Consider the following 25,936-nt stretch of genomic DNA (forward strand, 5'->3'; position numbering starts at 1 on the left):
ATTCTTGCTTCCAAAAAAAACAGATTAAGAAAAAAACAATCAAAACAAAAACCAAAATCATTAGATTTGGAATTGATCAACCAAAATAATACTGAGGTTATGCTTTCCGATATTTATAGAGAAAAATCGCCATTGTCAGAGCAAGATTGTTTTGTCGTATTTGACCGCAGAAAATCCTCGTTCACATTTCCTGTACATATCCATCCGGAATATGAGATCAACTATGTAGAAGGGGCATCCGGAGCAATGCGTATTATTGGAGATTCCATAGAGAATATCGGAGAGAAAGATCTGGTACTGATTGCCAATCCGGAGCTTAAACATGCCTGGAAAGACGGAGACTGCACATCCACCAATATTCATGAGATTACCATCCAGTTTCACCCCTCCTTAATTGAACAATGTCTGGATAAGAAGCAATTTCAGAGTATTCAGCAATTGTTCGCCCGTGCTTCGAAAGGGGTTCATTTTGGTGCTGCCACAATAGAAAAAGTCCTCCCTTTACTTCGGATCATTACAATGGAAAAGGACGGATTTTATGCAGTAATGAAGTTGTTTATTCTGCTTTATGAATTGTCAAAAGGGGACGACCTGCGCGAACTCTCCAGCGAGACCACTATAGAAATGACAAAAAATGAGATTTTGCTACATAAACTTCAAAACTATGTGTCTACTAATATTGCAGAAGTAATCCGGCTTCCCGAAGCTGCAGACGCATTAAACATGAGCCGTTCCACTTTTGCCCGTTTTATCAAATGCAATACAGCAATGAACTTTACAGATTACCTTCTGGATTTCAGAATAAATATGGCAACACGCAAACTAAAGGATGCAGCACCTATATCCGAGGTTGTCAGTCTTTGTGGTTTTAACAGTATTTCTTATTTCTATCGGGTCTTTAAAAAAGCAAAAGGCATTACTCCTGCCGAATTCAGAGACAACAGCAAAAATCAGCAGTTGATTATTTAAATGCTACTAACCTTCCGCTATATTTTTGCATTCCTACACAACAACCTTCCCATACGAGTGAATAGTTCAATAAAATTGAGCTAATTGTACAATTACAACCACATAAAATAAATTTTAAAACGCTATTTGTCAGTGTTTTAAAATTTATTCAAATCTTTCAAATATGATAAAAACTTGTCTGCATAAGCACTAATTTTTGCAGAGATAAGAGCACCTGCTCTCTCTTTTAACAATTCCCCATCAAATAAAGATTAAAAAGTTCAATCCGATTGAAGCAATAGTTCAATTTACAAAATATGTTTTCCTGTAGTTTAGCTCCGGACAAATTCCAAAAACACTCCGGATAGACTAATGCACACAGACCATGAAGTTAGTACATCCCCGATTGTTTAGGAGAACACAACCCTCAACCCAGAAAATTATAAACCGTATGAGAAGAACTATTTTAATACTCTTGCTTGGAGTCTGTAGTCTATATGCTTGGGCGCAGCAGGCTATCACTGTCAAAGGGACAGTCAGAGACAAAGAAAACAAACCTGTAACCGGAGCTACAGTTGCTGTAAAAGGCAGTTCCGAAGGCACAAAAACAGATATTGACGGAAATTTTACGATCAGTATCCCTCAAGGCAAAATACTCCAGTTTTCGTATGTAGGCATGCAAAAATCTGAACTTACCGTCTCAGACGCATCCTTTTTACAGGTTACTTTAGAAGAAGATAATCAGCTGGACGAAGTCGTCGTCGTCGGGTACGGAACAGTCAAAAGGCGTGACCTGACCGGCGCCGTAGCTTCAGTGACAGGCAAAGATCTTCAGGCTGATGTTGCAAAAAGTGCCAGCGGAGCTTTGCAAGGAAGGATCGCCGGTGTCACCGTATCTAATACAGGAGGGCAGCCCGGCTCAGGCATGAGCATCAATGTCCGGGGACTTAGTTCCTTAGGAGCTAACACCCCTCTATATGTCATCGATGGTGTATACGGAGATATCAATATGGTAGACCCTGCAGATATTGCATCTCTGGAAGTACTCAAAGATGCTTCTGCGGCTGCTATTTACGGTTCAAGAGCCGCAAATGGTGTAGTGCTCATCACCACCAAAAGCGGCAAAAAGGAAATGGCTCCCACCATTAATGTAAACTTCTATTCGGGCGTTCAGAATATTACCAAAAAACTAGGTGTGCTGGATGCGCAACAGTGGAAAACAATAATGAAACAATCGGGCTATCTCCCTCAGGAGGCAGTAGACTATCAGGGTACAGGAACCAACTGGCAGAACGAAGTATACAGAACAGCTCCCGTAACGAAAGCCAATGTCGGTATTACCGGCGGCTCACAACAGGCTACTTATAGCTTATCTGCCGGATATATCAATCAGGAAGGGATTCTGATCAACTCCGGTTACGATGCTTTCAATATCCGGTCTAAAAACACCTTTTCCTTTTTTAATGACAATTTCAGATTAGGCAATACCTTATTGTTGAAAACATCTAATAAAGATATCAACAGATTAACGATTACGGATGCACTTCGTCAAAACCCTCTGATGCCTGTCTATGATGCAGATCAGCTTGGCGGATACGCAGGTATTTCACCCTGGATGAAAAATATGGACAATCCTGTAGGTGCCTCACGCCTGTTTGATAATGAAGTGCATAGTACCGAAATATTATTCAATGCTTATGCAGAGGTGGATCTGTGGCTGAAAGGGTTGAAATACAAACTCAACTTTGGTTATAACAAAGACAATGGACGCAACTATGCTTATAATGCGCCATACGATTTCGGTTCCGGAGCAGTTCAGTCAAAGTTAAACGAATCGGCATTTTTTGAAAATCAATGGCTGCTGGAACATACCCTGCATTACGACAATACGTTTGAAAAACATACCGTATCTGCACTATTAGGTTATTCTTCTCAGAAAAATTCGAATCGCGGATTTGGCGCCGGACGTAGTGATATTCCGTTCGGAACCAACTCTATCGGTGCAGGCTCTACAACACAGCAAACCACTTCAGGTCAGCTTCAGGAATATGCCTTGCTGTCTCAGTTTGCCAGAGCAATGTATAGCTATGATTCACGCTATATGGTGACTGCATCTGTACGAAGAGATGGCTCTTCCAGATTTGCAGACGGCCACAGATATGGAATATTTCCATCTGTATCAGTCGGCTGGAACATCATGAACGAAGGTTTCTTTGCTCAGGCTAAAGACAAAATCAGCGAACTGAAATTACGGGCCAGTTACGGGATTCTGGGAAATCAGGAAATCGGAAATTATGCAACACAGAATATCAGTTCCAGCGGGATCAATTACATCCAGGGAGGAACATGGTGGATGGGAAGCAATACTGGCGTGACTTGGGTTTCTCCTAAAAACCTGACATGGGAAGAGACCAAAACAAGTAATGTGGGATTGGATGTAAGCATTATGAACGGCAAGTTTGGCTTGAATGCGGATTATTATGTCCAGGAGACGAATGATGTGTTGCTGAGCATTGCTATGCCAAGCTCTGCAGGTATGAATGGAAGCCCCACTATGAATGCAGGCGTAATTCAGAATAAAGGATTTGAGCTCTTATTAAATCACAAGAATAATGTCGGTGAAGTACACTACAACATTGCTGTGAATGCATCAACCGTAAAAAACAAGGTCAAGGCCGTGACTGTCGGATCTATTCAGGAATTTGGCGGTTATAATCCTCAGGGAGAAGGCACTATCACCTGGGCAAAAGTCGGTGATCCCATTGGTGCCTTCTATCTGATAAAAACCAATGGCCTGTTTCAATCTGAGGAAGAAGTAAAAGCACATACAACTCAGAATGGTCAACTTATTCAGCCGGATGCAAAACCGGGAGACATCCGCTTTGTAGATTTCAACGGAGACGGCAAGATCACAGATGATGACCGGCAATATGCGGGAAGTCCGTTTCCGGATTTCAACTATGGAATCAGAGGAAATGTTTCCTATAAGGGGATTGATCTGGGTATATTTTTCGACGGGATGGCGGGAAATAAAATATATAACTATACCCGGGCACGGATGGAGTCTATGAATGAATTTACCAATTTCGGTTCCAATGTAGAAAATGCATGGACCGAACAGAACAGAGATACTGATGTTCCTCGTTTCACACAGGAGGATAAAAACAAAAATAGCCGGAGAGTCAGTGACCGTTGGTTAGAAAGCGGTTCATTCTTCAGACTCAAAACACTGGAAATCGGTTATACTTTCAATACGCAGTGGGTAAGCAAAGCGAAGTTCAAAAACCTTCGTCTCTTCGCTGCTGCTGACAATCTTTTCACGTCGACCAAATACAAAGGATATACACCTGATCTCGGACAGAATGACGATCAGAACGGTGGAGGCTCAAGCACGATGTCCAGAGGCACAGATCATGGACGATTCCCATTAGCCAGAACAATTATGATAGGTCTGCAAGCGAATTTCTAACCCTTAAAAAGTAAAACATGAAAACCACTATATTAAAAAATATATCTTTTGCTGCGATAGTCGCACTATCCCTATCCGGCTGCAAATCAGACTTTTTAGACCTGGTCAATCCAAATCAGGCTGTTGAAGAAACATTCTGGACATCAGAAGCCAATGCACAGGCTGCCTTAGCAACGGTTTACTCGCCTATACGGGGACAGATGTACGGATATTTTGGCGGATACACCGGATGGCATACCATGAACAGAGCCGATGATGTCTGGTTTATATTGGGTGAAGAAATACTGAACTGGGAACCGGCTACCTATACCAATACGGCTAATACTGCTGAAAGCGATTTCGGAAGATTATACAATTGTATCAACAGAGCAAATGTCGTTCTCAAAAATATACGTAATGTTCCAATGAGTGAGAATAAGATAAATGAGCTGTATGCAGAAGCCAGTTTTCTGAGAGGTTATGCTTATTTTCTACTTGCCAGCAACTTTGGGGATGTCCCTATACGCCTGCTCCCTGCAGGTGAGAGCTCTGATGAAATCATGAAAAAATCTTCACCCGAGGAAGAAGTCTGGAAACAGGTTGCAGAAGATTTCAAGACCGCAAAAGAATATCTGCCTGTTACAAGGCCGGCTGCAGAAGCAGGACGTGTGACCAAAGGTGCTGCTATCGCTTACTTAGGTAAGACTTATCTTTTCATGAAGCGTTATCCGGAAGCGGAAGCGGAGCTGGCAACTATTATGAAGGCTCCGTACAACTACGATCTGGTTGAAAACTTCGAAGACAACTTTACCGAATATAAGGAACTCAATAAAGAGTCCATATTTGAACTTATCTATGACGGCAGTTTCGGCAGCGGTTCATGGGGATCTGAAGAATCGACCAGTACACAAGGTTTTGTAATTGCCAACTTTGTCGGTCCGCAGGGAACAGGAGGATGGTTCAAATGGATGCCCACCGCTTCCATTGTCAAGAGCTTCACAGCAGAAGAGCGCCCCGCGGGATCAAGCACCCGATTTGATAAACGAATGTACACCAGCCTATTCTGGAAACATTCGGACTTCGAATCGACTGTTCCGGATGGTGCATGGTTCGGGAATATGTCATTTGACAAAATATGGGAAGCATGTGCAACCAAACGCCTTCGCGGAGAGCCGGATTTCCCAACCATAAATGCTGTAAAAGGCAGGTTCTTAATTAAAAAATTTACCAATTTTTATAAAAATGAAGCCGATGCAAACAGCATGTACAATCAACAAAACCAAAATAATAATCTTCGCGTAATGCGCTATGCGGAGGTACTGCTGATGCATGCGGAGGCCTGCATCAAGACGGGTAAACCGGGAGACGCAGCAGCGGATCTTACACGTATTCGAAACCGTGCCGGACTGGCGTCAAAGACCTGGGCTAATGCTGATGAATTATGGAAAGAAATGATTCATCAGAATGAACTGGAATTCTTCTTTGAAGGTCACCGCTTTTTTGATCTGAAACGTTGGTATTCTTACGACCAGATGAAACAGATACTCGTAACCAACAAAAAACAAGGTGCAGAAAACTTTCAGGCCAGGCATTATTATCTTCCTATACCACAGGGAGAAATGAATACAAATACAGCGATCCAGCAACATCCGCTCTGGAGATAATAAGAATAAGAACAAGTACTAATGCAATCATAAAACCAGACAGGGGACAGTAAAATGTTCCCTGTCTTTTATCCCAAAACATTATGTCTGGACAATTTTTAAGGAGAAGATTCACTATACAGTTACTGTTCATTATCCTTTTGCTTTCGGTAAGCTGTAAGGACGATAAGACCGACACAACAAGTACCGATCTTCCCTTTCACGCCGCCATGGAAGCGATGATCGATAAGGGAGCTCTTCTCCAAAAGTATATAAAGGGTGCCGAATATTATGTTTTTTATTTCGAAACAGGAGAGGTCAGTGTACCGGTATCTGTTATCAAAGAGATCAAAGAAACCCCCGAACTATGGTCTACACAAATCACCTTTACAGATCAGCACTCTCTGACTATTCCGTCAAAAGGAACTAAGCTCGACTTTATCGTAAAAGATATAGTCTTGGATCCTACAGGATATAATCCTCTCGCGGCTATGGTAGATGTACTATTACCCGCAACGGGAAGAATCAGAGTAATTGTGAAAGGCAAATCCGGAGAACAAGGCACCATTACACACTTACTGCAGACACAGACGCCCAGACAACAGGTACCTGTACTGGGACTTTATGCCAATTATAATAATCAAGTGGAACTTGTATTCACGGACAAAGATGGTCTTGAACGGGGTCGCACTTCTATATCGATCCAGACAAAACCTCTTGATATAAGTTCTTTTCCCTCTTTTGAAATCATCACCGCTCAAACGGCCAGAATGGAGCCCGGAGTAAATCTGGTAAGTTATCCGGGAGAAAGCGAACTGGACACTTCCTGTCCCTATATGTTGGATGCCGATGGAGAAATACGGTGGATATTGCTTCTCAAAAAGTCCCCGGAACTGCAGTCTTTAGGTGCTTCTATTGGTCTGAAACGACTTAAAAACGGAAATTTTCTATCAGGAGATATGTACCAAAACCGAATTGTCGAACTGGACCTGTTCGGAAAGCTTGTACGGCAGTGGGACCTCAAAAAGCTAGGATACACTTTCCATCATGAAGTATCGGAGGCAAAAAACGGAAACTTCCTGATCACAGTGACAAAATCCAGTGCCCGTCTGAATAATGGCAAACCCAGAATCAATGATCATATTATAGAGCTTAATCCAACATCCGGAAGTCTTGTCCATGAATGGGACCTGGTCACTATGCTGGACAGCGCGCGATATGACACGCCGGATGCTAACACGCCTCAGCAATTTGCCCAGACAGCAAGTAACTGGGCCCACAACAACTCTATTGCAGAGCGGGGTAATGATCTTCTGGCCACCTTGCGTTATCAGGGGATTACCAGTTTTAATCCGTCCAATAAGCTGAAATGGATTATTTCGCCACACAAAGGATGGGGCGCAGCCTATCAGCCCTATCTGTTACAGCCTCTGGATAAGCAGGGACAGCCGGTTACTGACCCTAAGGTCATTTCCGGAGAGGTCGCTCATCCTGATTTTGACTGGCCATGGGGGCCACATACTCCTGTAGTGATGCCAAATGGCAATATCCTTGTTTTTGATAATGGCTACAACCGCCATTTCAAACCCAATGACTTAAGCTCCGACCAAAGCTACAGTCGTGTAGTAGAATATGCGGTCGATGAAGTAAGAAAAACTGTACAACAGGTGTGGGCATATGGACAAAACAGAGGAAGAAGAACCTTTTCACAGGCACTTTCAGGAGTACAATACCTGGCCCAAACCGGAAATATATTATTCTGTCCGGGAATGGGGACAGTGACCAACAAAGGCAACGGAGGCCATATCATCGAAATAGATGGCAAAACCAAGGAAGTCATCTATGAACTGGAGATCAGTTCCCCAAGCTACACCGCTTTTCATAGGGTAACACGCCTTTCCTTATATCCGGACAATCTATAACCTATTGATTACACATGAGCCAGCAGAACAACATGAGGGGAGACTTTTTTAAGCAGCGAAGAGCATTACTTTTTGACAGACACGAGGAGTTACTGACAAGAACCAACATACCACAATCAGATTTTAATGGTATTATAAATCGTTATCAATATCCGGTCATCAGCAAGCATCATATTCCGTTAAACTGGCGATATGATCTTAATCCCGAAACGAATCCATATTTTTTAGAACGAATTGCAGTCAATTCGACTTTAAATGCCGGAGCAATCAAATGGCAGGGGCGATATCTTCTGCTGGTGCGTGTAGAAGGAGTAGACAGAAAATCCTTCTTTGCTATAGCCGAAAGCCCCAATGGCATTGATAATTTTCGATTCTGGGAAAGGCCTTTATCTTTTCCTGACAATGATGAACAAGAGACGAATGTCTATGATATTCGCCTTACAGCACATGAAGACGGATGGATCTATGGCATCTTTTGTAGCGAAAAACATGATCCAAAGGCTTCTTCGGGAGATTTATCTTCTGCTCTCGCCTCGGCAGGCATTATCCGCACAAAAGATTTTATGCATTGGGAAAGGCTTCCCAATATCAGGGCTGACAATCAACAGCGTAATGTCGTCTTGCATCCCGAATTTGTAAATGGCAAATATGCGCTGTATACACGTCCTCAGGATGATTTTATCTTGGCCAAAAATGGGGGCGGAATTGGATGGGCACTGACAGAGGACATTTGTCATGCCGTAATACAAAACGAAATCATCATCAATAAACGTCATTATCATACGATTAAAGAGGTCAAAAACGGAGAAGGGCCTTCTCCGCTTAAAACGGCCAAAGGCTGGCTCCATCTGGCTCATGGTGTACGACATACCGCAGCCGGGCTCCGCTATGTACTCTATCTGTACGTCACAAGTCTGACTAATCCGGAAATACTGATCGCCGAGCCGGCAGGATATTTCATGGCTCCGGAACAAGATGAGAGGATTGGTGATGTATCAAATGTGCTGTTTTCCAATGGCTGGATTGCAGATGAAAACGGAACAGTATATATTTATTACGCATCCAGTGATACCCGGATGCATGTAGCCGTTTCTACTATAGATCAATTGCTGGATTATTGTCTTCATACCCCCCAAGACGGATTAAGAACAATAGAATCTATAAAAAAAATTAATGAACTCATTGACAAAAATAATATATACAAACAACAGAATGAATAACATGATTAGTGTATTCTGCCTCTTTATCGCACTGTTATTTACGATCCACCGTTAACAAGGGTGGGACAGCAAACGACATAAAACATTTGACCCCGTAATCCTACTAAGGCTGGTCAGCTTTCAGAAAAATTTCTGATCATTAACCGGTGAGTATTATATTAACACTCGTAAAGAAATAGAAAAAATGTACCTTTAGCCGCTCCATAAAAATTATATTCCGGTTGATACATACAAAAGGATAGCAGATTTCCAATGAAACTCCAGTTTATAGACATTCTTATTATCGTTGTATATCTCATTACAATGATTGTCATCGGTGTATTGCTGAAAAAGAAAGCATCTAAAAATCTTGACTCCTATTTTCTTGGAGGTAAATCTCTTCCTTTTTATCTATTGGGTCTCTCCGATGCTTCCGGAATGTTTGATATTTCAGGCACGATGTGGATGGTTTACCTTGCATTTGTGTATGGATTCAAGAGTCTTTGGATTCCCTGGTTGTGGCCCGTATTTAATCAGGTTTTTCTTATGATATATCTGTCAGTATGGTTGCGAAGATCCAATGTACTTACAGGAGCCGAATGGATACGGACACGATTTGGCTATGGACGGGGGGCTAATCTATCTCATACTATTGTGATCCTCTACGCCCTGATGGGTGTACTGGGATTTTTGAGCTATGGATTTATCGGTATAGGCAAGTTTATGGAAGTATTCTTCCCCTGGGAATTTGTTTCTCAATATATTCCGCTTCATCTTGAAACAGCATCCGTTGCACAGGTCTATGGCATTTTTTTTACAGGAATTGCCACCTTCTATGTGATGTTAGGAGGTATGCACAGCATTGTATGGGCTGATGTTGTGCAGTTCAGTATTATGACTATCTCCGGAATTATAATCGCCGTAATCGCGATGAACAAAGTAAGTCCCGAAATGCTTGCGGCCCACACTCCCGCAGGTTGGGATTCTCCTTCTTTTGGATGGACACTGGACCTGGATTGGAGTAACCTCATACCCTCTATTATGGACAAAATCAACGAAGATCAGTATAGTTTGTTTACCATTTTTGTGATGATGATGCTTTTCAAAGGAATCTTTATGAGTATGGCAGGTCCGGCAGCCAACTATGATATGCAAAAGATATTAGCCTGCAAAAGCCCTAAAGAAGCAGCCCTCATGAGCGGCTCCGTATCCGTCATCCTGTTAATTCCACGATATCTTATGATTATGGGATTCACGGTTCTTGCTCTTGTATTTTTCAGTCAGGATTTTAACAATATGGGTAGTAATATAGATTTTGAGACCATTTTACCCAGAGCGATTAATGAGTTTGCACATGTGGGTCTGGTCGGTCTCCTACTTGCCGGACTTTTATCTGCATTCATGTCTACATTTGCCTCTACAGTCAATGCCGCACAGGCTTATTTAGTAAATGATGTATTTCTGAAATATATACATAAAAAAGCTTCAGCCGTGACACAGATCAGAGTGAGTTATATTGTATCTGCTCTTGTCGTGATTATCAGTACCATTATTGGCATGTATGTCAGCAACATTAACTCTGTATTACAGTGGATTGTATCCGCATTATACGGCGGATATATTGCTGCCAATGTACTTAAATGGCATTGGTGGCGCTTCAATGGCAACGGTTTCTTCTGGGGGATGCTTTCAGGAATCATAGCAGCCTTGATTGCTCCGATGTTTTTTCCGGATATACTTCCTCTTTATTATTTCCCTGTACTCCTGTTTGTATCCGTTACCGGATGTATAACGGGAACACTGCTATCCAAACCTACAGAAGAAAAAGTATTGATAGATTTTTATATCAAAGTACGTCCCTGGGGATTCTGGAAACCCATCATCCAAAAAGCAATGGCACAATACCCTGATCTTAAAGAAAACAAAAACTTCAAACGTGATATGTTCAATATTGTTATCGGTATTATCTGGCAATGCAGCCTGACCCTCATACCCATGTATATTGTAATCAAGCAAGGCTTTCCGTTGTTTACCAGTATGCTGATCCTAGGAATAACCTCGCTTATCCTCAAGAAAAACTGGTACGATAAGATGAATATCGAGGAGAAAGAATACAATGAATTTATGAAGAAAAACTTCTAATGCGCTTCATTTTCACGAAGTAAGCGTAAAAAATTACCGCCCATAATTTTGCCAACATCTTCTTTGGAATATCCCTGTTCCAGAAGTGCCTTTGTTAATAAAGGAAATTTGCTTACATCATCCAGCTCCCGTGGAGGAGATTCGATTCCATCATAATCGGATCCGATGGCCACGTGGTCTACACCGACTTTCTTTACCAGATAATTAATATGTTCCAGCAATTTGGACATCGGAGCATTAGCTTCCTGTTGCAATTTCTTTGGCAGTTTTTCATATTGACGGGTCGGCGATAATTTATAGTTCCCTTTATCCCCAAAATGCTTTCTGTATAGCTTCCTGACCCGTTCTGTATACGTCGGATCTAAAAATCCGGAATAAAAGTTCACACCGATTACTCCCCCATTCTTTTTCAATGCTTCCAGCTGCTCATCTTTCAGATTGCGATAATGGGGCATTAAAGTATAGGCATTACTATGAGATACCAGAATCGGTTTGGTAGATGTAGCGATAACATCATAAAAAGTCTTTTCGCCACCATGAGAAAGATCCACCATCATCCCCAGTTCATTCATCCGGCGAATAATGTCCTTTCCATGCGCTGTCAGTCCTTTACCCTTATCCGAGCTTGTTTTGACCTCAATAGCAGCAGCTGTGACCCATGGAAGATTATAATTCCAGGTCAATGTAAGGTAACGCACTCCTCTGTCATATAATTTTTCCAGATTCTCGATTTTGCTTTCAATCATATTCCCGCCTTCGACACCTATCACAGCAGCTATCTTTCCTTTATTCAGGATCGCATCTATGTCCTTCGAGCTTTTTGCCAGTTCGATCTGATCCGAATTTCCCGAAATCATTTTTTCCAGCGCATCGATCTGATCATTCGCATGTTTAAAAGCTCCTTTTTTCCAGTTCTTATCATCCGACCATACAGCAAAGACCTGTACATCCACCCCACCCTCTTTAAGTCGGGGCAGATCCGTATGACCTGTAGTCAGCCGCTTAGCAATATCCTTTCCTTTGAAAATGGATTCATAAATCACATCATTATGACCATCCACCACAATCAGATCCTTATGGATTTGTTTGTAATCCTGGGCCGATACTACAGAAAAAGCACTCATAAGTGTAATTCCGAAAGTTAACTGTTTGACCGTTTTAATCATTGGAGTATCTTTTAGTCATTAGGATAAGGTCTCTGGCCATAGACAGACCGGATGCTGTTATTTCTTTACTTCATTCAGTGTTTCATATATGGCATCCTGGATCCGGCTGCGAATATTCAGATCCAGCAATTTAGATGAAACCTGCGGGTGGACTCTGTTGGATAAGAAAATATAGATAAGCTGATTGGACGGATCTATCCAGATACATGTACCCGTGTAACCGGTATGTCCATACACCGAACTATTTGCCAGCTTAGAGGGGTATTCATTTTTAGGATTCGGATCCCAGCGGTCAAATCCAAGTCCGCGTCTGCTTGTTGCGGATTGTTTGCTGGTAAAGAGATCTACCGTCTCTCCTGTAAAATAGCGGTTTCCGCCATACTCGCCTCTGTTTAAAAGTAACTGGCCATATATGGCTAAGTCATTTGCAGTAGCAAAAAGCCCGGCATGTCCCGCCACTCCTCCTGCCATTGCAGCCCCCTGATCATGTACATAACCTTGTAATAAGACTTTACGAAAGGAAGTATCGTTTTCTGTGGGAATAATACTTTCTTTAGCGAAACGGTCTCTTGGTAAATATCCTGCAGTCTTCATCCCCAGCGGCTTATAAAAGTTCTTCTGTACATAATCCTGCATAGGCACACCCGTCTGATGCTCTGCTACTTCTTTCATGACATACATACTGATATCACTGTATACGTAATTGCCTACCGGCTTGACGGGAGAATTTAGCATTTCAGGCCACATCACATCTCTGTAGTAATTGTTCAGCAAATAACAGCTATCCGCCACTTTCACCTGGTGACTAGCCGAAAAACGACGTTCCAGGGCCCCGGGTTTCAGATTTCTGTAAAATGGAATAAAAGGAGTAAATCCCGCTTCATGCAACATCACACTTCGTAAGGAGATGTTCTTTTTATTAGTTGCCTGTGCCTGATACAGATAGTCTCCTATAGTACTATCCAGATTGATGACATGCTGTTCTGTAAGACGCATAATAACAGGCGTTGTACCTGCAATTTTGCTCACGGAAGCAAGATCAAAAATGTTACCTATAGTTGTGGGAGTCTTTTTGTCATAAGTATGATATCCGTACCCCTTTTCAAAGATAACCTGTCCGTCTTTAATGATCATCACTACCGCTCCGGGAGTAGCTTGCTTTGTGATGGCTTCTGCAGCAATTTCATCTATTTTTTTAGTGAGTTTATTCAGATTGAGCGGGCTGCTCTGACCATCTGTATACTGAAGTCTGGTTTGATTCGTATTGAAACCGGCTCCCTTTTGAAAATAAAAACTATAGGTCTTATCCAGCTTTGCGGTACTGGACATACCGCCAAAAATAGTCATAGCCGCATTTTTCTGCGCCTGACTATCTGTATTTGTATTAAACAAAACCGGTAAAGTGATATTGTTCAACTTCGACAGCCCGCTGCCGCTACCAAAAACAGCCAGAATAATCTTTTTATTGTTTTTACGGGCCTGAACCAGTTGATAAACTAATTGATCCGTGATATCGGCATCCCGTAGTGGAATAATAACGGTATTGGCATATTTAATACTCTCATCCAGCTTTTCCACTCCTTTTATTTCAAATTCACTGTAACGTCCGGCCTGAACAATAAAATCTGTAAACTTATCTGAAGAAGGACTGGCAATAACAATTTTATAATCATCCAGCTTTTTAAGAGGAATGATTCCCTCCTGATTAAGGAGCAGGACACTCTCATTTTTGACAGCGGATTTATACTGTGCATACAGAGGAAGTGTTCCTAAAAAACTACAAACAGTTGCTGCGATTACCCATTTATGGATTTTCATATGTCTTTAATTTAGGGTTTACGATGATAAAAGTAACGAATAAATTCTTTTTTGCTGTAAATTTAACTTTCAAAAATGCACAAACACGCAATCAAATATGGTTTTTATCCCAATCCAGTAAAAATATTACAGAGAATCTGCTAAAATCGTCACTTTTTTATCAAAGAAAGATTGCCTAAGTTTGTTTAATGCCAGAGGTTATCGATAATAAAACCATTTTCTCCTTACTGGAAGTGACGAAAAGTATTCAAAAGACTATTGCGGATCGTTACAAGAGTATGTATTGGATTAAAGCGGAGATGAATAAGCTGAATCATTACACGCATTCCGGACATTGTTATCCCGAACTGGTTGAGAAAAAAGACGGTAAAATTGTCGCAGAGATCCGTTCTATCCTCTGGAAAGCTGACTACAACCGGATCAATATAAATTTTATGAAGACGGTACGCGAACCGCTCCGGGAAGGTATCACCATGCTTTTTCAGGCCAGCATCTCCTACGATCCTATGTACGGATTAAGTCTCAAAATTGTAGATATAGATCCGACATTCTCCCTGGGCGAACTGGAAAAAGAGAAACTGGAGAGCATACAACGTCTTAAAGAAGAGGGCATCTACGATCTGAACAAGTCTCTCCCTTTTCCTGTAATTCCCAAACGTATTGCTATCATATCCGTTGAAACAAGTAAGGGATTATCGGATTTTTACAAAATCATTCATCAGAATCCCTGGGGATACCGGTTTGAATGCACACTATATCCGGCTCTGTTGCAAGGGGATAAATCTGTGCCTTCTATTATTCAACAATTGAGTATAGTCGCCGAGCATCAGGATAAATATGATGTGATCGCCATAATCCGGGGAGGAGGAGGAGAAGTCGGACTATCCAGCTATAACAATTATCTTCTGGCAAGAGCTATAGCTATATTTCCGTTGCCTGTCCTCACCGGAATCGGACATTCGACAAACCTCACGGTTAGTGAAATGGTGGCTTATAAAAACGCAATTACACCAAGTGAATTAGCTGATTTTCTCCTGCAAAAATTTCATAATTTTGCTATTCCGCTGGATCGCGCCACCGAAACAATCCGAAATTACAGTAGTCTGATATTTGAACAACAAGCTCAGAAACTGAATGTCTTTGCTACAGATATCAGATGGACTACGCAACATATGGTCGAGATGGCCAAAAACAATATTCATATCCTGGAAAAGGATCTTAAAGCCGGATTTCAGCAACAGGTAAAAGAAAAGTTCTCATTTCTTGAAAACACAGAAAAACTGCTGCAGTTAGCCGATCCGGTACATCTGCTGCAACGCGGATTTTCAATAACAAAAATAAACGGGCAATTACTGACTTCAGCGACACAGGTCAAACCGGGAGACAACATCAGCACACGCGTGCAGGACGGAGAAATCTCCAGTACAGTACATGCCACTAATACCCTACAATATGGAGACTAACTACAGCTATACAGATGCATTCAACGAACTGCAACAAATTGTCAATGATATCTCTTCAGGAAGCACGAATATTGATGAATTGTCCGAAAAGATCAAGCGGGCAGCTCTCCTGATCAAAATATGTCGTACCAAACTGACTTCTACAGAAGAAGAAGTAAACCAGCTTCTGGCGAATCTGGCCCCTGCTGAGGCGCCTGCTAACCCCGAAGAGGAGTAACTGACAGGCATATAACCTAAGTGTAAAGATATTGTTGTTTAATTAGTTTCCGTCGATCAGGGTATCATAAGATATTTTAATTCCTTAAATTTGCCATGCTGCTTTCGAAAATTCACTGAAAAACAGCGTGATAAGTCACCATTGCATGCAAGATTCTGAAAAAAACAGCCCTAAAAGCCATATACTTATTAAAGGAGCACGAGTCAATAACCTGAAAAATATTGATGTCAGTCTGCCGAAAAACAAACTTGTGGTCATTACCGGAATGTCCGGATCAGGCAAGTCTTCTTTAGCCTTTGACACCCTCTATGCAGAGGGGCAACGCCGTTATGTAGAAAGTCTTTCTTCCTATGCCCGTCAGTTTATGGGCAGGATGAACAAACCTGAAGTAGATTATATAAAAGGTATAGCACCGGCTATTGCTATTGAACAACGTGTCATTACCAGTAATCCCAGGTCTACGGTAGGAACATCTACTGAGATCTATGATTACCTTAAACTTCTTTTTGCCCGGATAGGCAAGACTTTCTCTCCTGTTTCAGGAAAGGAAGTAACTAAAGATACTGTATCAAGCGTTGTAGATTTTATTTCGAAAGCACAGGACGATACTACCGTTACCATATTTGCTCCTTTAATTCCGCTGAACAACAGAAAACTAAAGGAAGAGCTCTCTTTACTCTTACAAAAAGGTTTTGTCCGTGTATGGTATCAGGACAAAATGCAAAAGATAGAGCAGCTTATCGATGATAAAGGTGTTGCTAACAAATCTTTCAAAGATGATGAAGTACAGATTGTTATTGACCGCATCCGGTTAGATAAGGAGGAAGAAACGATCAGTCGTCTGGCAGATTCTGTGCAAACTGCTTTTTTCGAAGGAAAAGGAGTCTGTACTGTCGATATAGACGGTGCTAAGCATTTTTTCTCTGATAAATTTGAGCTGGATGGTATCACATTTGAAGAACCCACTCCCAATTTTTTCAGTTTCAATAATCCATACGGTGCCTGTCGCCGTTGCGAAGGTTACGGAAAAATTATAGGTATAGATCCGGATCTGGTAATTCCTGATAAGAGCCGCTCAGTATACGACGGTGCGATCGCACCATGGCGTGGTGAAAAAATGGGCGAATGGCTGCAGGTGCTTATCAAATCTGCACTCAAATTTGATTTCCCGATACACCGTGCTTATGGAGACCTGACACCTGAACAACAGGAATTGCTATGGACAGGGAACTCTTATTTCCGAGGACTGAATGAGTTTTTCCAGGAACTGGAAGAGCAAACCTACAAAATCCAGTACCGCGTCATGCTATCCCGCTACCGGGGTAAAACTGATTGTCCGGACTGTAAAGGATCCCGCCTCCGTAAAGATGCAACTTATGTAAAAGTCGCTGATCGTTCGATCACTGATATTGTACTCTTACCGTTAGATCAGGCCCTTACTTTTTTCCGGGAAATAAAACTGACTAAAAATGAAGAGATTGTAGCGAAACGTTTATTGGCAGAGATTAACAACAGACTCCAGTTCCTGTGCGATGTAGGATTGAGTTATCTGACTCTTAACCGCTTATCTAACTCTTTGTCCGGTGGAGAGTCTCAGCGCATCAATCTGGCTACTTCACTAGGAAGCTCATTAGTCGGATCAATCTATGTTTTGGATGAACCGTCAATAGGACTACATCCCCGTGATACACAACGTCTTATAGGCGTCCTGAAATCACTTCGGGACATTGGCAATACCGTGATCGTAGTCGAACATGAACAGGAAATGATGGAAGCTGCGGATTACCTTATTGATATCGGTCCTGAAGCCGGTATCAACGGAGGAGAATTAGTATTTGCAGGCACTTACTCCCAGATTCTGAAGGATAAGAAAAGCCTTACAGGCCAGTACCTCAGCGGAACACAACAAATTGATATTCCTGCAAAAAGAAGAAAATGGCATGATAGCATCAAGATTAAAGGTGCCCGAGAAAATAACCTCAAAGGTATAGATGTTGCCTTCCCGCTAAATGTATTTACGGTTGTTTCAGGAGTTTCCGGTTCAGGAAAAACCTCTTTGGTGAAAAGAATTTTGTTCCCGGCTTTGCAAAAGGCTATAGGTAACTATTCCGGGGAACAGACAGGTATATTCGATGGAATTGAAGGAGATATCAACAGTATTGAGCAAGTAGAAATGGTAGATCAGAATCCGATAGGCCGTTCTTCCAGATCCAACCCGGTGACGTATGTAAAGGCATGGGATGAAATCCGTGCGCTATACGCCAATCTTCCGGTTGCGAAAGCCGGAGGCTTAAAGCCTGCTGCATTCTCATTTAACGTAGAAGGCGGACGCTGTGATGTCTGCCAGGGTGAGGGAGAAGTAAAAATCGAAATGCAATTTATGGCGGATATTGTGTTGCCATGTGAAGCATGCGGAGGCAAACGATTCAAACCACATGTCCTGGATGTACAGTTTAAGGACAAAAATGTATCCGATATATTGAGCCTGAGCGTGGATGAAGCTCTTGAGTTTTTCAAGGATCAGGCTAAAATCATTTCCAAACTGCAGCCCCTGCAGGATGTAGGTCTGGGTTATGTAAAACTGGGGCAGTCTTCCAGTACCTTGTCCGGAGGAGAAGCACAGCGAATCAAACTTGCCTCCTTCCTGATCAAAGGGAACAACAGTAAAAAGACCCTTTTTATTTTTGACGAACCGACTACAGGTCTGCATTTTCATGATATCAAAAAATTGCTGAAATCTTTCGATGCTTTGATCGCATTAGGTAACAGTATTCTGGTGATCGAACACAATATGGAGATGATCAAATCTGCTGACTGGGTCATTGACATCGGTCCTGAGGGTGGAAATAAAGGCGGTCAGCTGGTTTTTGAAGGAACTCCGGATGAACTCGCCAAATGCAAGGAATCTTATACAGGACAATACCTAAAGAATCATTTAAACAACAATTAATATTACTATGAAGCTAAAAAAAGTACTAATATTAGCCACTGTCGGAATACTGGGATTGACTGCCCAGGCACAAAATCAACCTGAACGGCCAAAACTCGTTGTCGGATTAATGGTAGACCAGATGCGCTGGGATTACCTTTACCGATTTGCTGACCGCTACGGCAAAGGAGGTTTCAAAAGACTGTTAAATGACGGCTTTACCTGCCAGAATACGTACATTAATTATATACCTACTTACACTGCTATCGGACACAGTTCGGTCTACACCGGAAGTGTACCCTCTATTCACGGTATTGCAGGAAATGACTGGATCATGGAACAGACCGGAGAATCTATGTACTGTACACAAGATACAAGCGTTACAGGTGTAGGAACGACTGAAAAAGAAGGGAAACAGTCTCCACGCAATCTGTTAACATCTACGGTGACAGATCAATTGCGCCTGGCAACTAATTTCAAATCAAAAGTAATCGGTATTGCTCTCAAAGATAGAGGGGGAATTTTGCCTGCAGGTCATTTTGCAAATGCCGCTTATTGGTTCGAAAGCAAATCAGGGAACTGGATCAGCAGTAATTTCTATATGGATCAACTGCCGAAATGGGTACAGGATTTTAACAGCAGGAAACTGGCCGACAAATACCTGAAACAAGACTGGAATACGCTATATGATATTTCAACCTATACATCCAGTATTGCTGATGACAATGTATATGAAGGAAAATGGGCTGGCGAGGACAAACCAACTTTCCCTCACCTTACTTCCAAGCTGATGAAGGATGAAGGTTATGAGCTGATCAAAACAACTCCATATGGTAATCAGTTGACTCTGGATCTGGCAAAAGCAGCTATTGAAAATGAAAAAATGGGAAATAATCCGACCAAAAACACGGATTTCCTTTGTGTAAGCCTTTCATCCACGGATTATGTAGGTCACCGTTATTCTTTATCTGCTATTGAAATTGAAGATACTTATCTGCGTCTGGATCAACAGCTGGAAGAGTTTTTCAACTATCTGGATAAAACAGTGGGACAGGGTAATTATACTTTATTCCTGACCGCAGATCATGGAGCTTCTTATAACTCCCGCTATTTTATGGACATGAAAGGAAATGGAGGTTATTTCTTTTCCCGTCAGGTAATGAAAGATCTGGATGCAGCATTGAACGCAAAATTCGGCGTTACGAAGCTGGTCAAAAGCCTGATGAACTATCAGGTTCACCTGAATTACCCGCTGATCGAAAAATCTAATCTGGATGTCGATAAGGTAAAAGAAGAGATTATCAAAGTATTGAAAAAAGAAGAAGGAATAGCCTATGTTGTGGATGTAGAGAAAGGGGACAATATGGCGATCCCGCAACCTATTCGTGAACGTATCATCAACGGATACAACATGAAAAGAAGCGGAGTGATCCAGATTGTACTGGAACCACAATGGTATGACGGATCTCCGCGCTCTACCGGTACTACACACGGTACGTGGACACCTTATGACTCACATATTCCACTTATATTTATGGGATGGGGAATCAAACCGGGAGCTTCAAACAGAGTGGTTAATATGACAGATATTGCGCCGACGATTTCTTCTTTACTGCATATTACTGAACCGAATGGCAATATTGGTAAGCCGATACTGGAAGTATTAGGTCAATAAAACCATCCTATGAAAATCGCAATTAATTTGCTTATTTTTGTGGATTATCAATGGAGTTAAACTATGCTTTCTAAGAAAACAAAATACGCAATCAAGGCTTTGATGGTTTTGGGACGAAATTACGGAAAAGAGCCTATGCAAATTGTTAAAATAGCTGATGAAGAAAACATTCCGAAAAAATTTTTGGAACAGATCTTATTAGAAATGCGAAATGCAGGTATCCTCTACAGCAAAAAAGGTGCTGGCGGCGGATACAGCCTTAACAAAGCTCCGGAAGATGTTTTTCTTTCACAGGTCATGCGCCTTATCGATGGGCCTATTGCATTATTACCCTGTGTGAGTCTTAACTTTTATCGTTCCTGTGATGAATGTACGGAAGAACATGTATGTGGTATACGCGATACATTTATCGACGTCCGCAATGCAATGCTGCAGATCCTCAATGATACGAGTATAGCACATCTTATCAATAAAGAAAAAGAACTAAATCTGGACATCAGATCTTAAGCCCTATCAGAAAGCAAAATATAAAAAAGCATGTAGCGCAAGCGCTATGTGCTTTTTTTGTAACTATTTTAACATTTGTTAACCTTATTTAACAACCTGCTAATAAACAATATCCTATTTTTACTGTACAGATTTAAACCTATTTATCATGAAAAATCTCTACCGGTTAATGTTAATAATCCCCTTAGCTATAGGTATTTCGCAACACACATTTGCACAGATTAATATCTCCGGTAAAATCCGGAATTCAAATGATTCTCCTGTTTCATCGGCTGTAGTAACGTTGTATCAAGGCAAAGGCGCAGGTAAAATGATCACAGCAGGAGCTACAGATGAAAACGGAGAATTCCAGCTTACATCAGATAAGGGATCTTATTTGCTGAAAGTTACTTTTTTACAAGAGCTCCTTTATCAAAAAGAAATAACAGTCGAAAAACAACTTGATCTGGGGCTTATCACAGTTGAAAAAGATGGTAAATCCAAAGAGCTGGCTGAAATAGAGATCAGAAAGTACAAACCAACGGTCGCTTTCAGAAACGGGAAATTAGAATTCAGTCCCAGTGTAGTTGAAACCGGATCTGTACTGGAAATCATGAAGATCGCCCCGACAGTGCAGATACAGGAAGAACAGATCAATCTGCTCGGAAAGACCGGAACGGAGATCCGAATAAACGGCAGAAAAATACATATGACCGGAGAACAACTGACTTCTTATCTAGCTACTCTTTCAGCTAACATGCTCGAAAAACTCGAGATAGTACACAACCCGGGAGCAGAATATGATGCCGATGCCAAAGGAGGAGTCATCAATATTGTATTGAAAGAATTAAAAGAAAAGGGAGTAAATGCCTCTACGTATGTGACCCAGACAAAATCCAAATATGCAAATACTTCATTAGGAGGTAATTTTAATATGTTAGCCGGGAAATGGCAGACATGGGGGTCTGCAGGTGTAGATAAAGGAAAAAACTGGACCTACGGCACCAATGACATTTTTTATACTTCAGGACTATGGCAGGATAAAAATGAACAGGTAACCAACCAAAAAAGCCTGTCCGCAACTGCCGGAATTGAGTTTGTACCCTATTCTAATAATGCAATCAATGCCTCTTTTTCTTATTATAAAGGCCCTTCGACAGGAGAAGAGTATAATCAATCATTTATCTACAATATCCAGAAGATACTGGATTCTACACTGCGAACGACAGGCATCAACCCTCAGGATTACAGCAATTTTTCCTACAATGTGAATTACGTACATACATTCGGAAAGAGCAAAAGAAAACTGACATTTGACTATGCACAGGTATCTACACTGTTTGACAGGGAGCAGGATTTTACAAATTCAGTCATCAAAGATGGAAACGCTACACAAACGCAACGCTTCTTTTCCGGAAACAATCAAAATGTAGCAGTTCAGACAGCCAATCTTGCTCTGGATCTACCTAACAAAATTGTGAATATGAATGTCGGAGGGAAACTTATCTTCAACAAAAATCAGAATGAGACTTCGTTTTATGAGTTTGTAAATAACGACTGGGATGCCAGTGAAGATAAGTTTGACAATTTCAAGTATAAAGAACGTATTCAGGCGCTATACGTTCAGGGAAATAAAACTATAGGCAAGTGGGAGCTGCAGGGAGGACTTCGCATGGAAGCGACCCAGACAGAAGGCAGCAGCCTTACTAACGGACAGATCACAAAAAGGAATTATACAAAATTCTTTCCCTCCTTCAGTGCATCATTTAATAAGGATGAGAACAATACGTTCAACCTGTCCTATGGTAAAAAGATCCAGCGGCCAGAGTTTTCATGGGTCAACCCGTTTGCCTGGTATACCAATGCATACGAGTACTCACATGGAAATCCTTCTCTGCAACCTTATTTCAGCAATGACCTGACCTTTATGTATGTACTCAGGCAAAAGTGGACATTTTATGCCAGCTATTATTCTACACGTAATGTCTATGCTGAATATATGAAAATCGATACTACAACCGGACAGCGCGAAAGCAGAGTAGATAATTTTGTCAATCAGGATATTCTCAGTCTGTATGCAAGTACTGATTTCAACCTTTGGAAAAGATGGAAAATGTCCCCTGAGTTAGCTTTTCAGGCACATAAAAGAGGTTCGGATCTGGCATTGATTGATGATACGAGCGGCTTTAACGTAACCGCCGGTCTGTACCAACAGATTCAGGTATTGCCAGACAACAAACTGGTACTGACTTTAAATTCATCTTACAGCTCGCCCAGCAATGCCAGTGTACTGGAGACCAAAGCCAGATTTGTGCAGCATGCAGGCATTACCTATCAGGCTGTCAAAGATACCCTGCAGATTTCACTCAACGGGAATGATTTGTTCAAATCCGCAGCTTTCCAGTATGATGCCTACGTGAATGATATTCGCCGTACACGGTACAAATATTCCAATAGCCAGCAGGTCAGCATGACTGTCCGCTATAATTTCAAAAAAGGTAAAAAGCGGGAAATAAACAGATCCAATGCAAACGATGATGAAATGCGTCGGGCAGGATAAAACAAAAACGGCCGGAAATATTTCCGGCCGTTTTTGTTTTATAATACATCCATCAAATGTTCAAATGCCATTCCTCTGGACGCTTTTAACAGTATTGTACTATTGATTACCGGCCGGTCAATCAACGCCTGCTTTGCCTCTTCGGAGGTTTCATAAAACTCCGCTTCAAGATACGCTTGTTTTTTGAATGCCTTTCCGACAAAAATTAAACGATCTGCTCCAATAGATTTTGCCCGTTGCACCACCTTTTCATGTTCTGCATCAGACTCATCCCCCATCTCAAACATATCTCCCAATATGATCACTTTGCGGGAAGCATCAATCACTTCAATATTATCCAGAGCTGCAGCCATACTGCTGGCATTTGCATTATAATAATCTGCTATAATGGTATTATGCTCTGTCTTTGTAACCTGTGAACGGTTATTTTTAGGAGTGTAACGCTCAATTCCGGTATTGATTTGCTCCGCACTGACACCAAAGTATAGTCCTACAGCTATTGCTGCTAAAAAATTTTCTGTATTATAGGATCCCGTTAATTGTGTGTGGACAGTATAAGAGTCGGGCTTATCTTTTTCCTTCCATTCGATCTGCAGAAGCGGGTCCGCTTTTAGCAATTTGCCGATTACATCATTTGTTTCGGCAAATCCATAAGTCACCACTTCGCTTATTTTACGCGTCGCAGCCATCTCATTCAGATGTGGATTATCTGCCTGCAGAAACAACGTACCATTATGGTTCTGCAAATAGTCATACAATTCGCCTTTTGTTTTCTTTACCCCCTCGAACGAACCAAAACCTTCCAGATGCGCTTTTCCTACATTGGAGATCAGACCATGTGTCGGCTCTGCAATATCACATAAGAAAGCTATTTCTTTGAGGTGATTTGCTCCCATCTCTATTACTGCAATTTGTATAGTCGAATCAACAGATAATAAAGTCAGCGGAACACCGATATGGTTATTCAGATTGCCTTTTGTCGCATACGTCTTGAATTTCTGCGATAATGTAGCATGCAACAGCTCTTTGGTGGTCGTCTTACCATTTGTTCCTGTCACACCTATAACCGGAATACTCAACGTCTTACGATGATGATTAGCAAGCTTCTGGAGACTTTCCAAAACATTATCTACCAAAATATAACGGCCATCTTTGGCATATGAAGCCTCATCAATAATCACATAACTCGCTCCGGTTTGTAAGGCCTGATCGGCAAAGCTGTTTCCATTGAAATTAGCTCCTTTAAGCGCAAAAAACAGACTGCCAGGCAAAATATTACGGGTATCTGTAGATACGTATGGATGTTGTAAATATAAATCGTATAGCGCTTCAATAGTCATGATCAAGAATTTGTTTCACAAACTTAGATAAACTTGTAACTATATGCAAGAGTCTGTCAACGGTTAACAAATAAGAGCATAATTCTTCCTTATAAAATCAAATTGTATAATCCGTCTGATTTGGAAAATATTAGTCTAATTGATAGGCAATCACGCTATTGCCATTAAAAGTAGGTATATACACGATTTTTTTTCTGGCGTCATAGCCCAGATCAGCTGTATTGAACTCTCCTTCTACGTCCAGTAATTTCTCAAAATTTCCGTCTGCCTTCACATAATATACCACTCCCGGCCAACAGGTAACAATATAATCCCCGTTACCTACAGCTTCTATTCCGTCCCCGCCATGCTCAAATCCTTCTGCGATAATCTGCTTTTCTTTAGTCTTTGTATTTACACTCCACAATTCCGGGCCGGCGAGTACCAAAAGGTTGTCCCCGACAACCAAAAGTCCGTTTGCACTTTGTACTACTTCCAGAAAAACCTCAGGTTTGTGGTTCGTCAGTTTGAATACTTTTCCTAAACGCGTGTCAGAGACATATACTGTTCCTTTAGCATCAATTGCGATATCATTTAGAAAAGTGGCATCAGGAACTGGAATTTTTTCTAATAATTTACCGCTTTTAGCATCCACCACCACCACATGATCAATATCCGCTACATAGAGTTTATTATTATGCAGTCCTAATCCTTTGGGTGCGTTCATTCCGGTTGCCCAATCTTTATCTTTTACTGTCCCATCCGTATGCAACAGGGCAACACCTCCTTTTCCGTCTCTTTCTGATCCGCCTCCGTCTATCAATGACACATACAATTGTTTGTCAGGTACTGCAAGAACAGATTCCGGAACAGGCATTTCTTCCTGTGTACGCCAGATTTCTTTTAATTGATGTTGTGCCTCTGCCATTGTAACGCACAGAAAGGAAAGGGAAAGACTTAGAATTGTGTTTTTCATAATATAAAGAGCTTATAATCTTAAA

The 25,936-nt window shown here is 41.4% G+C and carries 16 protein-coding genes; 12 read left to right on the plus strand and 4 right to left on the minus strand.

Annotation, left to right across the window (positions count from 1 at the left end):
- Positions 1 to 99 precede the first annotated feature (99 nt).
- The 6 genes from HMPREF0766_RS13710 to HMPREF0766_RS13735 all read left to right on the plus strand — a co-directional run bounded on the left by HMPREF0766_RS13710 (position 100) and on the right by HMPREF0766_RS13735 (position 11,302).
- The gene (locus HMPREF0766_RS13710) at positions 100 to 969 is read left to right on the plus strand and encodes an AraC family transcriptional regulator (RefSeq protein WP_002998264.1); all 870 of its coding nucleotides are present in this window, start codon (positions 100 to 102) and stop codon (positions 967 to 969) included.
- 430 nt (positions 970 to 1,399) lie between these two features.
- Positions 1,400 to 4,417: a SusC/RagA family TonB-linked outer membrane protein gene (locus HMPREF0766_RS13715; RefSeq protein WP_002998265.1), complete on the plus strand. Its 3,018-nt coding sequence runs from the start codon at positions 1,400 to 1,402 to the stop codon at positions 4,415 to 4,417.
- Between the two features lie 17 nt (positions 4,418 to 4,434).
- Positions 4,435 to 6,060, plus strand: coding sequence for a RagB/SusD family nutrient uptake outer membrane protein (locus HMPREF0766_RS13720; protein ID WP_002998267.1), 1,626 nt, complete (start codon positions 4,435 to 4,437; stop codon positions 6,058 to 6,060).
- Positions 6,061 to 6,143: 83 nt separating this feature from the next.
- Entirely contained in the window at positions 6,144 to 7,961 is a 1,818-nt protein-coding gene (locus HMPREF0766_RS13725) for an aryl-sulfate sulfotransferase (RefSeq protein ID WP_002998269.1), read from the plus strand.
- Between the two features lie 14 nt (positions 7,962 to 7,975).
- On the plus strand, positions 7,976 to 9,181 hold the full coding sequence (locus HMPREF0766_RS13730) for a glycoside hydrolase family 130 protein (RefSeq protein WP_002998271.1): 1,206 nt from the start codon (positions 7,976 to 7,978) through the stop codon (positions 9,179 to 9,181).
- A gap of 252 nt (positions 9,182 to 9,433) precedes the next feature.
- Positions 9,434 to 11,302, plus strand: coding sequence for a sodium:solute symporter family protein (locus HMPREF0766_RS13735; protein WP_002998273.1), 1,869 nt, complete (start codon positions 9,434 to 9,436; stop codon positions 11,300 to 11,302).
- Here HMPREF0766_RS13735 and HMPREF0766_RS13740 read toward each other — a convergent pair.
- The gene (locus HMPREF0766_RS13740; protein ID WP_002998275.1) at positions 11,299 to 12,468 is read right to left on the minus strand and encodes a dipeptidase; all 1,170 of its coding nucleotides are present in this window, start codon (positions 12,466 to 12,468) and stop codon (positions 11,299 to 11,301) included. The genes HMPREF0766_RS13735 and HMPREF0766_RS13740 overlap by 4 nt on opposite strands.
- A 57-nt stretch (positions 12,469 to 12,525) precedes the next feature.
- Positions 12,526 to 14,286, minus strand: a complete 1,761-nt coding sequence (locus tag HMPREF0766_RS13745; protein ID WP_002998278.1) for a serine hydrolase domain-containing protein — start codon at positions 14,284 to 14,286, stop codon at positions 12,526 to 12,528.
- A gap of 188 nt (positions 14,287 to 14,474) precedes the next feature.
- Between HMPREF0766_RS13745 and xseA the strand changes: the two genes are divergently transcribed.
- The 6 genes from xseA to HMPREF0766_RS13775 all read left to right on the plus strand — a co-directional run bounded on the left by xseA (position 14,475) and on the right by HMPREF0766_RS13775 (position 23,616).
- The gene (gene xseA / locus HMPREF0766_RS13750) at positions 14,475 to 15,749 is read left to right on the plus strand and encodes an exodeoxyribonuclease VII large subunit (protein WP_002998283.1); all 1,275 of its coding nucleotides are present in this window, start codon (positions 14,475 to 14,477) and stop codon (positions 15,747 to 15,749) included.
- Positions 15,739 to 15,966: an exodeoxyribonuclease VII small subunit gene (gene xseB, locus HMPREF0766_RS13755; RefSeq protein ID WP_002998285.1), complete on the plus strand. Its 228-nt coding sequence runs from the start codon at positions 15,739 to 15,741 to the stop codon at positions 15,964 to 15,966. The genes xseA and xseB overlap by 11 nt, the downstream gene beginning before the upstream one ends.
- Before the next feature lie 145 nt (positions 15,967 to 16,111).
- Complete coding sequence (gene uvrA / locus HMPREF0766_RS13760; RefSeq protein ID WP_002998287.1) at positions 16,112 to 18,916, plus strand: excinuclease ABC subunit UvrA; 2,805 nt, start codon at positions 16,112 to 16,114, stop codon at positions 18,914 to 18,916.
- A gap of 7 nt (positions 18,917 to 18,923) precedes the next feature.
- Positions 18,924 to 20,570, plus strand: coding sequence for an alkaline phosphatase PafA (gene pafA / locus HMPREF0766_RS13765; protein WP_002998290.1), 1,647 nt, complete (start codon positions 18,924 to 18,926; stop codon positions 20,568 to 20,570).
- Positions 20,571 to 20,633: 63 nt separating this feature from the next.
- Positions 20,634 to 21,077 carry an RrF2 family transcriptional regulator gene (locus tag HMPREF0766_RS13770; protein ID WP_002998292.1) on the plus strand — a complete coding sequence of 148 codons (444 nt, stop codon included), beginning with the start codon at positions 20,634 to 20,636 and terminating at the stop codon, positions 21,075 to 21,077.
- 148 nt (positions 21,078 to 21,225) lie between these two features.
- A complete protein-coding gene (locus tag HMPREF0766_RS13775; protein WP_002998294.1) occupies positions 21,226 to 23,616 on the plus strand; it encodes an outer membrane beta-barrel protein in 2,391 nt (796 codons plus the stop codon).
- A gap of 38 nt (positions 23,617 to 23,654) precedes the next feature.
- On the opposite strand, the gene HMPREF0766_RS13780 is transcribed toward HMPREF0766_RS13775, so the two are convergent.
- Positions 23,655 to 24,956, minus strand: coding sequence for a UDP-N-acetylmuramoyl-tripeptide--D-alanyl-D-alanine ligase (locus tag HMPREF0766_RS13780; protein ID WP_002998296.1), 1,302 nt, complete (start codon positions 24,954 to 24,956; stop codon positions 23,655 to 23,657).
- Between the two features lie 130 nt (positions 24,957 to 25,086).
- Positions 25,087 to 25,911: an SMP-30/gluconolactonase/LRE family protein gene (locus HMPREF0766_RS13785; RefSeq protein ID WP_002998298.1), complete on the minus strand. Its 825-nt coding sequence runs from the start codon at positions 25,909 to 25,911 to the stop codon at positions 25,087 to 25,089.
- Positions 25,912 to 25,936 lie beyond the last annotated feature (25 nt).

The organism is Sphingobacterium spiritivorum ATCC 33861, assembly GCF_000143765.1.
GTDB classification, from domain to species: Bacteria; Bacteroidota; Bacteroidia; order Sphingobacteriales; family Sphingobacteriaceae; genus Sphingobacterium; species Sphingobacterium spiritivorum.

Bases quoted from the DNA above. Each gene is read 5' to 3' on its own strand.
- HMPREF0766_RS13775 (WP_002998294.1), top strand. From the start codon at position 21,226: ATGAAAAATCTCTACCGGTTAATGTTAATAATCCCCTTAGCTATAGGT.
- HMPREF0766_RS13740 (WP_002998275.1), bottom strand. From the start codon at position 12,468: ATGATTAAAACGGTCAAACAGTTAACTTTCGGAATTACACTTATGAGT.
- HMPREF0766_RS13720 (WP_002998267.1), top strand. From the start codon at position 4,435: ATGAAAACCACTATATTAAAAAATATATCTTTTGCTGCGATAGTCGCA.
- HMPREF0766_RS13715 (WP_002998265.1), top strand. From the start codon at position 1,400: ATGAGAAGAACTATTTTAATACTCTTGCTTGGAGTCTGTAGTCTATAT.
- HMPREF0766_RS13730 (WP_002998271.1), top strand. From the start codon at position 7,976: ATGAGCCAGCAGAACAACATGAGGGGAGACTTTTTTAAGCAGCGAAGA.
- xseA (WP_002998283.1), top strand. From the start codon at position 14,475: ATGCCAGAGGTTATCGATAATAAAACCATTTTCTCCTTACTGGAAGTG.
- HMPREF0766_RS13725 (WP_002998269.1), top strand. From the start codon at position 6,144: ATGTCTGGACAATTTTTAAGGAGAAGATTCACTATACAGTTACTGTTC.
- HMPREF0766_RS13745 (WP_002998278.1), bottom strand. From the start codon at position 14,286: ATGAAAATCCATAAATGGGTAATCGCAGCAACTGTTTGTAGTTTTTTA.
- HMPREF0766_RS13770 (WP_002998292.1), top strand. From the start codon at position 20,634: ATGCTTTCTAAGAAAACAAAATACGCAATCAAGGCTTTGATGGTTTTG.
- HMPREF0766_RS13785 (WP_002998298.1), bottom strand. From the start codon at position 25,911: ATGAAAAACACAATTCTAAGTCTTTCCCTTTCCTTTCTGTGCGTTACA.
- uvrA (WP_002998287.1), top strand. From the start codon at position 16,112: ATGCAAGATTCTGAAAAAAACAGCCCTAAAAGCCATATACTTATTAAA.
- pafA (WP_002998290.1), top strand. From the start codon at position 18,924: ATGAAGCTAAAAAAAGTACTAATATTAGCCACTGTCGGAATACTGGGA.
- HMPREF0766_RS13735 (WP_002998273.1), top strand. From the start codon at position 9,434: ATGAAACTCCAGTTTATAGACATTCTTATTATCGTTGTATATCTCATT.
- HMPREF0766_RS13780 (WP_002998296.1), bottom strand. From the start codon at position 24,956: ATGACTATTGAAGCGCTATACGATTTATATTTACAACATCCATACGTA.
- xseB (WP_002998285.1), top strand. From the start codon at position 15,739: ATGGAGACTAACTACAGCTATACAGATGCATTCAACGAACTGCAACAA.
- HMPREF0766_RS13710 (WP_002998264.1), top strand. From the start codon at position 100: ATGCTTTCCGATATTTATAGAGAAAAATCGCCATTGTCAGAGCAAGAT.